At 40.9% G+C, this 11,773-nt stretch carries 13 protein-coding genes and 1 pseudogene; 11 read left to right on the plus strand and 3 right to left on the minus strand.

Going from position 1 to position 11,773, the window contains the following annotated elements; genetic code table 11:
- Positions 1-219 precede the first annotated feature (219 nt).
- The 7 genes from ACQRBN_RS04675 to ACQRBN_RS04705 all read left to right on the plus strand — a co-directional run bounded on the left by ACQRBN_RS04675 (position 220) and on the right by ACQRBN_RS04705 (position 7,056).
- Positions 220-654, plus strand: a complete 435-nt coding sequence (locus ACQRBN_RS04675) for an NUDIX hydrolase (protein ID WP_427737818.1) — start codon at positions 220-222, stop codon at positions 652-654.
- A gap of 127 nt (positions 655-781) precedes the next feature.
- A complete protein-coding gene (locus tag ACQRBN_RS04680; protein ID WP_427737819.1) occupies positions 782-1,249 on the plus strand; it encodes a GNAT family N-acetyltransferase in 468 nt (155 codons plus the stop codon).
- A 233-nt stretch (positions 1,250-1,482) separates the two neighbouring features.
- The gene (locus ACQRBN_RS04685; protein ID WP_427737820.1) at positions 1,483-1,659 is read left to right on the plus strand and encodes a helix-turn-helix transcriptional regulator; all 177 of its coding nucleotides are present in this window, start codon (positions 1,483-1,485) and stop codon (positions 1,657-1,659) included.
- Between the two features lie 291 nt (positions 1,660-1,950).
- A complete protein-coding gene (locus ACQRBN_RS04690) occupies positions 1,951-2,625 on the plus strand; it encodes a response regulator transcription factor (protein WP_427737821.1) in 675 nt (224 codons plus the stop codon).
- Positions 2,622-3,890 (plus strand): sensor histidine kinase, encoded by a 1,269-nt coding sequence (locus tag ACQRBN_RS04695; RefSeq protein WP_427737822.1) that lies wholly within the window; start codon positions 2,622-2,624, stop codon positions 3,888-3,890. Before ACQRBN_RS04690 ends, ACQRBN_RS04695 begins: the two co-directional genes overlap by 4 nt.
- A 236-nt stretch (positions 3,891-4,126) precedes the next feature.
- Positions 4,127-4,849, plus strand: a complete 723-nt coding sequence (locus ACQRBN_RS04700) for an ABC transporter ATP-binding protein (protein WP_427737823.1) — start codon at positions 4,127-4,129, stop codon at positions 4,847-4,849.
- A gap of 5 nt (positions 4,850-4,854) precedes the next feature.
- Positions 4,855-7,056: an ABC transporter permease gene (locus ACQRBN_RS04705; RefSeq protein ID WP_427737824.1), complete on the plus strand. Its 2,202-nt coding sequence runs from the start codon at positions 4,855-4,857 to the stop codon at positions 7,054-7,056.
- A 351-nt stretch (positions 7,057-7,407) separates the two neighbouring features.
- Here ACQRBN_RS04705 and ACQRBN_RS04710 read toward each other — a convergent pair whose 3' ends face one another.
- A complete protein-coding gene (locus ACQRBN_RS04710) occupies positions 7,408-7,695 on the minus strand; it encodes a transposase (RefSeq protein WP_427737825.1) in 288 nt (95 codons plus the stop codon).
- Positions 7,696-8,592: 897 nt separating this feature from the next.
- On the opposite strand from ACQRBN_RS04710, the gene ACQRBN_RS04715 reads away from it, so the two are divergent.
- Positions 8,593-9,129: a dihydrofolate reductase family protein gene (locus tag ACQRBN_RS04715; protein ID WP_427737826.1), complete on the plus strand. Its 537-nt coding sequence runs from the start codon at positions 8,593-8,595 to the stop codon at positions 9,127-9,129.
- Here the strand turns inward: ACQRBN_RS04715 and ACQRBN_RS04720 are convergent.
- Positions 9,125-9,205: pseudogene (locus ACQRBN_RS04720) on the minus strand (DUF2000 domain-containing protein); the annotation flags it as partial. The gene ACQRBN_RS04715 and the pseudogene ACQRBN_RS04720 sit on opposite strands and share 5 nt — an antisense overlap.
- A gap of 375 nt (positions 9,206-9,580) precedes the next feature.
- A complete protein-coding gene (locus tag ACQRBN_RS04725) occupies positions 9,581-9,934 on the minus strand; it encodes a winged helix-turn-helix transcriptional regulator (RefSeq protein WP_427737827.1) in 354 nt (117 codons plus the stop codon).
- Positions 9,935-10,068: 134 nt separating this feature from the next.
- Between ACQRBN_RS04725 and ACQRBN_RS04730 the strand changes: the two genes are divergently transcribed.
- The 3 genes from ACQRBN_RS04730 to ACQRBN_RS04740 are packed head-to-tail and all read left to right on the plus strand — an operon-like array spanning position 10,069 to position 11,613.
- Complete coding sequence (locus ACQRBN_RS04730; RefSeq protein WP_427737829.1) at positions 10,069-10,464, plus strand: pyridoxamine 5'-phosphate oxidase family protein; 396 nt, start codon at positions 10,069-10,071, stop codon at positions 10,462-10,464.
- Positions 10,454-10,639 (plus strand): hypothetical protein, encoded by a 186-nt coding sequence (locus ACQRBN_RS04735; RefSeq protein ID WP_427737830.1) that lies wholly within the window; start codon positions 10,454-10,456, stop codon positions 10,637-10,639. The genes ACQRBN_RS04730 and ACQRBN_RS04735 overlap by 11 nt, the downstream gene beginning before the upstream one ends.
- Complete coding sequence (locus ACQRBN_RS04740) at positions 10,639-11,613, plus strand: SIR2 family NAD-dependent protein deacylase (protein ID WP_427737831.1); 975 nt, start codon at positions 10,639-10,641, stop codon at positions 11,611-11,613. The genes ACQRBN_RS04735 and ACQRBN_RS04740 overlap by 1 nt, the downstream gene beginning before the upstream one ends.
- The last annotated feature ends 160 nt before the right edge of the window (positions 11,614-11,773 follow it).

Below are 11,773 nucleotides of genomic sequence, written 5' to 3' on the forward strand. Positions count from 1 at the left end.
ACGGGTCATGTTGAAACCGTTTGCTTGCTCACCCGGAAAGCCTGCTAAATCAAAGGGTTTCAGCGATTAGAGGTTGATATGTTTCTGTGTTTTCTGTTTGGTGGGACTGAAGATATGTTTCCTTGGAGCAGGTGGGGTAAGAAAAATTGGACTTTCGGCGAAAGGCTGAATTTTGTCGAAGAGATTAAAAGTAAAATACTGAGGTAGAGTATAGTGGGTATGGAAGTAAAGTTTTATGAAAATGCAGAGGATAGCCTTCTGAAATTTGCAGTGATTGTATCCAAAGCAAATGGAAGATGGGTATTTTGCAAGCATAAGGAAAGAAATACTTATGAAGTGCCGGGTGGTCACAGAGAAACTGGAGAAACTATATTAGAAACGGCGAAAAGAGAATTGAGAGAAGAAACGGGAGCAGTTGATTTCGACATTCAGCCAATATGTGTTTATTCTGTTATTGGGAAAAACAGAGTAAATGAATCTGGTGAGGAATCATATGGAATGCTGTATTATGCAGAGATCAGAAAATTTGCTGGAGAACTACATAGTGAGATGGAACGCATCATAATATCGGATGAAATGCCGGAAAAATGGACCTATCCGTTAATTCAGCCATTTCTCATTGAAGAATGTTGCAGGAGAATAAAAAAATGGTAAGAGAAGCAAAACAAGAAGATTTAATGGAAATGTTAAATTTATTATAGAGAAAAAAATTGGTATGAGATTATGCTGCTTACAGGGTCAAAGAAGCAAAGAAACCAATAGTTATGGAGGATGATATCTTATGAACATACGGAAATTTCACAATAAAGATGCGGAAGAAGTTTCTACCCTGATTGCAACAACGCTCAGGACAACCAATATAAAAGATTATTCTTCAGATTATATTGAAAATGATGTAAAAGTGCTGCAGCCTCAAAACATATTGGAACGAGCAAGGTGGACACATTTTTATGTTGTATGTGATAACGATAAAATTATCGGATGCGGAGCAATCGGTCCATATTGGAACAAGGAAGACGAGTGCAGTCTGTTCACTATTTTTGTTTTGCCTGAATATCAAGGTAAGGGAGTTGGAAGGAAAATTATTCAAACTCTTGAACAGGACGAATACTTTTTAAGAGCAAAAAGAATTGAGATACCTGCGTCAATTACAGGGACACCATTTTATAGAAAAGTGGGATATGATTATAAAAATGGAATAAAAGAACCTGATTCAGAGGGACTATTGAGATTAGAGAAATTTCGATAAATTCTTTAGGCCAAATCGAAAATGGTGTAAACGAAGGGGCAGTTCACTGGAATGCCCAAACTGCTTTTTCGTTTACCCCATCATCGATTTTAACCTAAAGAATTTTATCCGTTAAAATGGCTTGAAATAAAGGGTGCAAAGATTATTTGCGTTGAAACAGTGGTTTAGCAAACCATAGTTGCTTGTTATTTTAATACACTATTAGCACAATGAGACTGAAAGGAGGAAATGAAATGCAATTAGGTCAGACAATACAACAAATTAGAAAAGATAATAATCTGACACAAGAAGGATTTGCAGAATTATTTCGTGTAACAAGACAAACAGTTTCAAATTGGGAGAATGAAAAAAGCTATCCTGATTTGCTAACATTGGTAGCAATCAGTGATAGCTTTAATTTTCCTCGATAAAATGCTTAAGGAGGATATTAAGATGACGGAAAAATGAATAATGATATGAAGTTGGGAAGTAGATTAGAAAAGATATATAATAAAAAACTTGCAATAGCAGTAATTGGTTCAATCATTTGTTGCATTACATGGTTTATTTCATGGAGATTTTTAAATAACTCATTTGAAATCGTGGTGTGGATAATGTCGATTGTGATTTGTATACTTATTACTATTGAATTATGTGGATGAGGACTTGATGCTTGAGATAAATCAAGTCGAATGGAAGAAAAGCCATCAAGGAGGAAATCAATGGCTACAATATATTATGTTGAGGATGATTGGGATATCGCAGAGAATGTAAAAACATATCTGAAAATCCGGCAGATGGAAGTCTCTTTATTTTATAGTATCGCTGATGCGAAACAGGCGTTGTTGAGAAAGCGTCCGGCACTACTTTTGGTGGATCGGAATATGCCGGATGGAAATGGGGATGAATTGTGTAAATGGATTCGCCACTTATGGGGAAACAGGCTTCCAATTCTTTACTTAACGGTTCGGGGAGAAACAGCAGATATTGTTCAGGGATTTCAGGATGGGGCGGATGATTATGTGGTAAAACCGTTTGAGTTGGAAGTGTTGTATTCCCGTATTCTGGCATTGCTGCGCCGGAGTGGACAGACAAAGGAAACCCGGCTTTTCTGCGATCATCTTTTGCTGGACACAGATAAAATGTCTGTTTTTTTGGAACAGGAAGAAATCCTGTTGAGCCAGCCGGAATATCAGTTGCTCCTTCTGCTGATGGAGAACAAAGGGAAAACGGTAACCAGAAGACAGTTATTGGAACAGGTATGGGACAGCAACGGAAATTATGTGAATGACAATACATTGACCGTGACAATGAAGCGCCTGAGGGAGAAATTACACAATCCAACCTGCCTGAAAACCATTCGCAGTTTTGGTTATCGACTGGAGGAGAGCATATGACAGAGATAAGGAAACAAAGACTAACGGTTTTGGTGCCAGTGCTGGTGTGTGTTGTCAGTATCATTGGCATAACAGTTTTCTGGCAGTATGAATACCGGCGGGCTGCCTTTGAACATGTGTCCAAATTTTGTGAAATCATCATAGAAAATCATCCGGAAGCAGAGGAGCAGGTGCTTTCTGCATTGAAACAATATCATATGCTGGCAGAGCAGGAAGTGAAAGGAAATCAGTTTTTGAAGCAGTATGGATATCGAAATAATGAATTCTGCGAAGGTGTTCCGTGGAACTTTTTAATTCTTTCTGTAGTTTTAATATTTCTGTTGATCTGTGGATTTCTGTTTACTGTATGGCGTCTGAATAAGCGCAATCGAATGAGAATAGCGGAACTGACGAGTTATCTGGAGCAGGTCAATGTTGGTGCTGCCGGAACAGTCATACAGACGAAAGAAGATGAATTTTCCCATCTTCAGGATGAAATGTATAAGACGGTTACATCTCTGTATCAGACAAGGGAGGCAGCGGTGCAGGCAAAAATGAATTTTGCAGATAATCTGGCAAATATTGCTCATCAATTAAAGACCCCGATTACTGCCGCCTTTCTTTCTTTGCAGCTTATGAAGAATACAACACCGAATACTTATGGAGAGCAGATTGAGAGGCAGTTGGAGCGGTTAAACAGATTAGAAGAATCATTGTTGACGCTTTCTAAGATTGATGCCGGTACTTTGCATATGGAATTTTCGCAGATGGATATCTATACTGCTTTGCACCTTGCAGCGGAAAATCTGAATGACCTATTGAGAAAAGAGAATGTTTCTGTGGATATTCCAGATCATGGGTGTATTGAAATCTATGGAGACATGGAGTGGACAATGGAAGCGCTTATGAATTTGATGAAAAATTGCATGGAACATTCTAAATATGGTGGAACAGTACATTGTGATTATTCCAGCAATCCGCTTTATGCGGAAATCCTGATATGGGATGATGGAGAGGGCTTTCAGGCAGAAGATATACCACACCTTTTTGAACGGTTTTATCGAGGGAAAGGTGCTGCCGGAAATGGGATAGGGATTGGATTGTCCCTGGCACATTCTATTTTCGAACTGCAGAATGGCAATATCACTGCCCGGAATCTGCGGTCAGGTGGAGCGTGTTTTGAAATAAGAATTTACGCGCACAGGGCAGTTTCTGCGATACCGCAGAAAGTTGCTGCGTATCCGTCGGAGACACATGATTTCGAAGAAATTATGTACAGTCACTGAGATGTCACTTTTCTTTGTTATAATGTAAACTATCAAAAGATGCGAAGCATCTTTTAACTGTGAGCGGAGTGAACAGCGTAGCTGCGGAAGCAGCTGATAGTTTAACGAGGGAAAATGCGAAGCATTTTCTCGAGTCTGCAGTTGGAAAGCATACTTCGCAAGTCAACGAGGGAAAATGCGAAGCATTTTTTCGAGTGGCAGTGAATATCAGCCTATAACAAGAAGGAGCGGACGTCATGGAAATATTAAAATGCGAAGGAATCAGAAAAGTATATGGTTCGGGCAATAATCAGGTTACGGCTTTAGACAGGATTGACCTGTCTGTGGATAAAGGAGAGTTTGTTGCTATTGTAGGCGCATCCGGTTCAGGAAAATCAACGCTTTTACATATTCTTGGAAGCGTGGATCAGCCAACAGAGGGAAAAGTTGTGGTGGAAGGAACGGATATTTCTACCATGAACCGGACACAGTCGGCTATTTTCCGGAGAAGGAAAGTGGGGCTGGTCTATCAGTTTTATAATCTGATTCCGACAATTACCATTCGGAAAAATATCCTCATGCCGCTTTCTCTGGACAAAAGGAAACCGAGCCAGGAGTATTTTGAACAGGTCATAAACACATTAGGCATTGCTGATAAGCTGGACTTTCTTCCAAACCAGTTATCCGGCGGACAGCAGCAGCGTGCCGCCATAGCAAGGTCTTTGATTTACCGTCCGGCACTTTTACTTGCTGATGAGCCAACCGGGAACCTGGACCAGAAAAACTCAAAGGAAATCATTGATATGCTGAAATTGTCTAACCGTAATTTGAACCAGACAATCCTGCTGATTACTCATGATGAAAAGATTGCACTGGAAGCAGACCGTATTGTAACGATAGAGGACGGGCGCATCATTAGCGATCATTTCCGCAGTTCTGCCGAATGGCATCATGGTATCCTTCAGGGGAAACGGGGGTAAGCAAAATGTGGAAAGATTACTCAGCAAGTTTTATGAAAAAGAACCGCGCTTCCAGTGTATCTATTATGGTTGCGGCATTTATTTCGGCGTTGTTTTTGTCTTTATTGTGCAGTTTGTTTTTCAATTTCTGGAACTATGACGTGGAAAAGATTGTTTTAGAAGAAGGTGACTGGCAGGGACGTATCACGGATGAGATTGATGAAGATGATTTGACCATGATACAGAATTTTGCGAACGTGGAGAAAGCGGTGGTCAATGAGGAACTATCAGAAGAACCAGAAATTGTGGTAGATGTGTATTTTCAAAATAACAGAACCATTTATCAGGATATGCCGCTCATAACAGAGAAACTTGGTTTGGATGCAGACGCGGCATCCTATCATGAACTGCTGCTATCCAGATATCTGATCCACGATCCGCAGGATGAAGAACCGCCGCTTCTGATGGCGTTTTATCTGGTTATACTGATTATCATGTCTCTGGCCTTGATCTTGATTATCCACAATTCTTTTGCGGTGACCATGAATGCGAGAATTCACCAGTTCGGGATTTTTTCCAGCATTGGGGCTACACCGGGACAAATCCGCACCTGTCTGATGCAGGAGGCAGCAGCGCTTTGTGCAGTGCCGATACTGGTTGGGAGCATCGGCGGGATTGCTCTTAGTTTTGGAGTGATTCAGGCAATCAATCTATTGGCGGCAGATGTGGCCGGACGGCATGAAGCAGTTTTCCAGTACCATCCTCTGATATTTATGGCTACCATTTTTGTATCCGTTCTGACTGTACTTATTTCTGTATGGTTACCAGCAAGGAAGTTAAGCAGACTGACGCCGCTTGAGGCGATACGGAATATGGGTGAACTGCGGTTGAAAAAGAAGAAACATTCCCATATCCTGTCATTGCTGTTTGGAATGGAAGGTGAACTGGCCGGCAATGCATTGAAAGCACAGAAGAAAGCCCTGCGTACATCCACACTATCTTTAACCCTCTCATTCCTGGGCTTTACAGTTATGCTGTGCTTTTTTACCCTTTCCGGTATCAGCACAAACCACACCTATTTTGAAAGATATCAGGACGCATGGGACGTGATGGTAACAGTGAAAGACACAGGAATAGAGAACATAGAGCAGGCGGAAGAAATCAAGGGAGTGCAGGGAGTAAAGAGCAGTATTGTGTATCAGAAAGCTGAGGCAGTATGTTCCATTCCAGAAACGGATATCAGTGATGAAGTGAATACACTGGGCGGTCTGGGAGCAGTGGCGGGCAGTTCCGTAACTGTGGGAGAGGATTCCTATTTGGTGACGGCTCCTATTGTGATTATGGATGATGCAGGCTTTAAAGAGTATTGTGAGCAGATTGGCATAACGTCAGAGGGTGACGGAAGTATTGTATTGAACCGTATTTGGGACAGTGTAAACAGCAATTTCCGTTACAAAGAGTATGTTCCTTTTATCAAAGAGGAACAGAGTACAATCATTTTGCAGAACGCCGGGCAGGTAGAAAATTCGATAGAAATTCCGGTGCTTGGGTTTACACAGGAAACTCCGGTTTTAAGGGAAGAGTATGCGAATTATGCCTTGGTGCAGTTTATTCCCCTATCTATGTGGGAAAAAATCGCTGGACAGATTGGAAATTCAGAGGCAGATACCTATATCCGGGTACTTGCCGAGGAGGGAATCACACTTACGGAATTGAATGTATTAGAGGCAGATATCGTGCAGGTTATTAGCCGTGAATATAAGGTAGAAAGCGAAAACCGTATCCAGGAAAAAGTATCAAACGAGAATATGCAGAAAGGCGCCATGTTGATTTTGGGGGCGTTCTGTGCTTTGCTTGCTGTTATTGGAATTGCAAATGTATTCTCTAATACATTGGGATTTCTGCGTCAGAGAAAGAGAGAATTTGCACAGTATATGTCTGTTGGCATGACACCAGAAAGTATGCGGAAAATGTTCTGTATTGAAGCGCTGGTTATTGCTGGCCGTCCATTACTGATTACTTTGCCACTCACAGTACTGTCCGTTGGTTTTATGATAACGGCAAGTTATCTGAATCCGATGGAATTTTTGGTGAAGGTTCCGATTGTGCCGATTGTAATATTTATTCTGGCTATTTTTGGATTTGTTGCTTTAGCTTATTATATCGGTGGAAAACGGATGCTGAACTGCAACTTGGCGGATGCTTTAAGAAATGACAGTGTAGGATAATATGCTTTGGACAGGAAATGATGGAGTGATGGCATGGGAAAATAATGGTTGTAACTTTTTCTGATTCAGAAGAACATATTATGCAAAAGATTATGGATGTTTTAAGGGATGAGCCAGCAGTGGAGCAGGGAGCACCGTAATTCTGATGGGATTCCTCATAAATTGCGAGGATTTTTTCTTTCAAGGATTCTTTTCTCCGCTCTCTATCTGAGGGCAGCCTTTTCTTCCAACTAAGATATCCACTTCTTGAAACGCCTAGTATTCTCAGCACACCGGAGACATTCAGCCGGCGTTCCCCCTGTTCCCGAAGATTCTCCTCATACTGGGCAGTCTCCAGGAACAGGACCTCTGTCATTTTCCCAGTATGCCGATTGTTTTTTTTAATATATCTAAGGCATCCTGCGTATCTCTCAATTCTTTACGCAGGCGTGCGATTTCCTTTGCTTCATCACTCTCAAAATTGCCCCGCCCTCTGGTTGGAACAGTCCCCTCATTTGTATCATACAGTTTTCTCCAATTCGAGAGAGCAGTCTTACTGATTCCTAGGTTTTTTGCGCATTTAGCGATTCCTAACTCAGGATGCTCCTTCCAATATCTCACTGCATCATTCTTAAATTCTTCTGTGTACTGTGTAGCCATGTCCTTTTCCTCCATCTGTTTCTATTATACTTTTATGTTAAGAAATTTCCATGTCTAACTTGTACTAATTATATTCTAGCACCAGCTTATCAAAAATAAAGGCTGGATTTTGTATTGTTTCGGGTTTCTATGTGGTTTTTGTACTTTTATACACTTTTATTGTGCTTTTTGTGTTAGGGACGGACGGCGCGAATTGCCCTATCCAGTTGGATTTGTGGAGAAGTGTTTATAATATTACCTTTTTACAGGCTTATCTTTTTATTATTTTGGGAGGATATATAGGAACTGTATTTGCATCTGCACTTGCAATGCTGGTATCGGCACTTACCCGTTCTACGCCAGCCGCAATTGTTATGCCTTTCATTGTATTATGTGCGTTTCCATTTCTGAGTAGAATCATTACATTGCCGGAAATATGTTCCTTCTCCCAGATCAGTTATTGGAAATATATCTGGATATTAAGGAATCCGGACTTGTAGAGATTGGTGGAAAAGTTATGACATCGGTGGCCGTTCTTATTCCAATTTACGCAGTAGTATGTTTGATTTTTCAACCTATATTATATAGGGTTTACAAAAGGGCGGAAATAAAATAAATGAGATATAGAAGGAAACATAAGGGGAAATGGGGGCGGAAAACAATGCCCCTGAGATGTCATTGTTGCTTATAAATTTTATTGCAAATTAAAAGGAGAACCGGACGCATCCAATTCTCCCAAGTACGCTCCTTAGAGACGCACCGCCATTCACATCTATAGTATACAAAAGAGGGATAGAAAATTCAAGGATTTTCATGATATAATAAAAGTACCAAGTAACGAGGAGGAACGAATTTATTTGCTGTGAATGCAGGGATTAGAGGAAGAAGAAGGATAGGAATTTGTAGAAAGGTTAGAAAATGAGAAAAGTTATTTTGTACATTGCCATAAGCCTTGATGGTTATATTGCAGATAAAAATGGGAAAGTAGATTGGTTAAATGAATATGGTAGTGATGAGGATATGGAAGGGGCAGACGGTTATTCTTTGTTTCTTAAGAAGGTTGATACAGTTGTAATGGGATATAACACTTACCATCAGATTGTGACGGAGTTGTCTCCAGAACAGTGGGTATATGAAGGTCTAAAAAGTTATGTTATTACGCACAACAAAATCCCATCAAATTCGGAAATCATGTTTGTAAATAGCAGCCCGGGTGATTTGATAAAAAATCTGAAGAAAGAATCTGGAAAAGATATTTGGATATGCGGTGGAGCAAATATTATCAATCAACTCATGCAGGAAGAATTAATTGACAGGTTCCATATTTCTGTTATTCCAACGATTCTTGGAAACGGTATAAAACTTTTTGATGAGATTGATAATGAAGTAAAATTGGATTTTGTTCAGACAAGAAGCGGCAATGGGATAGTAGAGTTAGTATATGAGCATAGATAGCCGCCGTATTTGCGATAATGCCAAGCGGCAGATTTTCGTCAATGCCCATGACGCATTTTTCATTCTGTAAATCCATTTCAGATCTCCTTCTATTTTTGTATCTTTCCTCTGTATTCAGAAAGGAACAGTCCGATCAGTGCCAGGACTGTACCAATACCGGACATCATGGTTGCTTTTTCTTTCAGGATAAGGGCAGATGTGACAACCGTGATAACCGGAACTAGACCTTCTACCCTCACAAATGAAATGGGTAAAGGCGACCTGCGCTCTTGGGAAGTTGCAAACAGGGTTTTGTTCCGTGGTATTGGGAAAATGAATACCATGGGACGAAACCCTGTACTTTTTGGCAAAAGTCTATACTCCGTGGCAAAAGTGAAAACCACGGGACGAAAGTAGAATTATGATTAGTAGAAGGTATCCTCTATCGTCAATTTTTTTAGCCGGATGCTGGTTACTGTGAGTTTTTGGCTTTGTAATCTTCACCCCAATCCCACATGGCATCTAGAATAGGCTTGAGGCTGTATCCAAGTTCTGTCAGTGTGTATTCTACATGGGGAGGAACTTCCGGGAAAACGGTACGGATAACCAGACCACTTTCTTCCATCTGGCGAAGTTGTGCAGTTAGAACTTTTTGCGTCACATGTCCGATGGATTTTTTTAATTCTCCGAAGCGTTTAGTTCCGGGTAATAAATCACGCAGAATCAGCACTTTCCATTTATCACTGATTAAGGATAAAGTTGTCTCTACCGGACAATCCGGTAATGCCTTTGCTGGTTTACTGGCAATTTCTTTTGTGGTTTCCATGTAATGCACTCCTTTCATAGTATCTTATAGGTAACTATACCACAATATTGTGCGTACTTCACAGAAAAAAGAAGGATTGCTACAATATAATCAACAAAAGCGAAAGGCTATAAACAAATTTGGAGGTAAGTACAATGAAGAAAGTAATCGAATTTTTACGTGAGAATCCTGTTCAGTATCTGGCAACCGTAGGACGTGATGGAAAAGCAAAGTGCCGCCCGTTCATGTTTGCAGGGGAAATGGACGATAAGCTGTGGTTCTGCACCAACAACACAAAGGATGTTTACAAGGATATGCAGGTGAATCCTGAAATTGAGATCTCTGTTTCGAGTCCGTCCTATGCGTGGATTCGTCTGCATGGCAAGGCTGTGTTTGAAAACAACATGGCAGCAAAGGAAATGTGCATCGCAAACCCGATTGTCAAGGGGCAGTATCAGACCGCAGATAACCCGATTTTTGAGGTATTTTATCTGGAAAATCCTGATGGTGTGATCGCAGATTTTTCCGGCAATCCACCTTATGAATTTTAAGAAAATGCTGATTTATTCGGCAAAAAAAGAGAAGCCCTGCAGAAAAATGAACCTGCGGGGCTCTTCTCTTAATCCAAATCATATCTCAAACAGGAAAAATATGAGTATCGGAGTGATGATTGAACAATTACAGGCAGAATTGATTCTGTCTGATGAGGAAAGGTGGTGTGTGTAATGTTTGGCTGGAGAATTCCTAAATCAGACGATACTCCGGATGGCGTCAATAAACTGCGAGAAGCATTGAACGGTGCGGATGCTGTGGTTATCGGCGCAGGGGCTGGTCTTTCCACTTCCGCTGGTTTTGTTTATACGGGAGAACGCTTTGATAAGTATTTCCATGACTTTGCTGAAAAGTATCATTTCAGTGATATGTACTCCGGCGGTTTTTATCCATACAATACATTGGAAGAATATTGGGCCTACTGGAGCCGCTATATCTATATCAACCGATATATGAGCGCACCCAAATCGGTTTATAACAAGTTATATGAGATGGTTAAGGATAAGGACTATTTCGTGTTGACAACCAATGTAGATCATTGTTTCCAGAAAGCCGGCTTTGATAAACACCGGTTATTCTATACCCAGGGAGATTATGGCCTGTTCCAGTGCAGCGATCCATGTCACACGGCTACTTATGAAAATGAGGACACGATTTGCAAAATGGTCGAGGCACAGGGATATGTGATTGACGGGAACGGTATGTTGGTCTTGCCTGAAGGTATAACACCGAAGATGGAGGTTCCTTCTGAACTTGTTCCATATTGCCTGAAATGTGGTAAACCAATGAGCATGAATCTCCGTGCAGATAACACCTTTGTTGAAGATGAAGGCTGGCATCGTGCTTCGGAGCATTATACGGACTTTTTGAGGAGACATCAGAATATGAAGGTGCTGTTTTTAGAGGCAGCAGTCGGCTTCAACACGCCAACCATAGTAAAATATAGTTTTTGGCGCATGACGAATGACTGGAAAGATGCAATGTATGTATGTCTTAATTATGGCGAGGCATACGCTCCTGATGAGATAAAAAAGAAATCTATCTGTATCAATGGGGATATTGGAGAGATTCTAGATAAGTTATTAGTCGAGACAAAATTGAATATTATTGGCATCTATGCCGTAAGCCAGAGCGTTTCATCTGATTAGATGGACGCTCTTTTTTCATACCTATTTTCAAAAGGAATGTACCTACCGGCTGGTTCCCAGGGAGGACGAACCCAGCGTGTGTCTGATACACGACTGGATTTATCTGCCGAGTGCATAACGGATGTCACGGATAATGTATAAAATGCGTGACATAACTTCG

This window comes from Bariatricus sp. SGI.154, from assembly GCF_050313795.1.
Classification (GTDB): domain Bacteria; phylum Bacillota; class Clostridia; order Lachnospirales; family Lachnospiraceae; genus CAMBRQ01.

Excerpts from the sequence above, each read along its gene's own strand:
- ACQRBN_RS04675 (WP_427737818.1), top strand. The coding sequence starts at position 220 with ATGGAAGTAAAGTTTTATGAAAATGCAGAGGATAGCCTTCTGAAATTT.
- ACQRBN_RS04680 (WP_427737819.1), top strand. The coding sequence starts at position 782 with ATGAACATACGGAAATTTCACAATAAAGATGCGGAAGAAGTTTCTACC.
- ACQRBN_RS04685 (WP_427737820.1), top strand. The coding sequence starts at position 1,483 with ATGCAATTAGGTCAGACAATACAACAAATTAGAAAAGATAATAATCTG.
- ACQRBN_RS04690 (WP_427737821.1), top strand. The coding sequence starts at position 1,951 with ATGGCTACAATATATTATGTTGAGGATGATTGGGATATCGCAGAGAAT.
- ACQRBN_RS04695 (WP_427737822.1), top strand. The coding sequence starts at position 2,622 with ATGACAGAGATAAGGAAACAAAGACTAACGGTTTTGGTGCCAGTGCTG.
- ACQRBN_RS04700 (WP_427737823.1), top strand. The coding sequence starts at position 4,127 with ATGGAAATATTAAAATGCGAAGGAATCAGAAAAGTATATGGTTCGGGC.
- ACQRBN_RS04705 (WP_427737824.1), top strand. The coding sequence starts at position 4,855 with ATGTGGAAAGATTACTCAGCAAGTTTTATGAAAAAGAACCGCGCTTCC.
- ACQRBN_RS04710 (WP_427737825.1), bottom strand. The coding sequence starts at position 7,695 with ATGGCTACACAGTACACAGAAGAATTTAAGAATGATGCAGTGAGATAT.
- ACQRBN_RS04715 (WP_427737826.1), top strand. The coding sequence starts at position 8,593 with ATGAGAAAAGTTATTTTGTACATTGCCATAAGCCTTGATGGTTATATT.
- ACQRBN_RS04725 (WP_427737827.1), bottom strand. The coding sequence starts at position 9,934 with ATGGAAACCACAAAAGAAATTGCCAGTAAACCAGCAAAGGCATTACCG.
- ACQRBN_RS04730 (WP_427737829.1), top strand. The coding sequence starts at position 10,069 with ATGAAGAAAGTAATCGAATTTTTACGTGAGAATCCTGTTCAGTATCTG.
- ACQRBN_RS04735 (WP_427737830.1), top strand. The coding sequence starts at position 10,454 with ATGAATTTTAAGAAAATGCTGATTTATTCGGCAAAAAAAGAGAAGCCC.
- ACQRBN_RS04740 (WP_427737831.1), top strand. The coding sequence starts at position 10,639 with ATGTTTGGCTGGAGAATTCCTAAATCAGACGATACTCCGGATGGCGTC.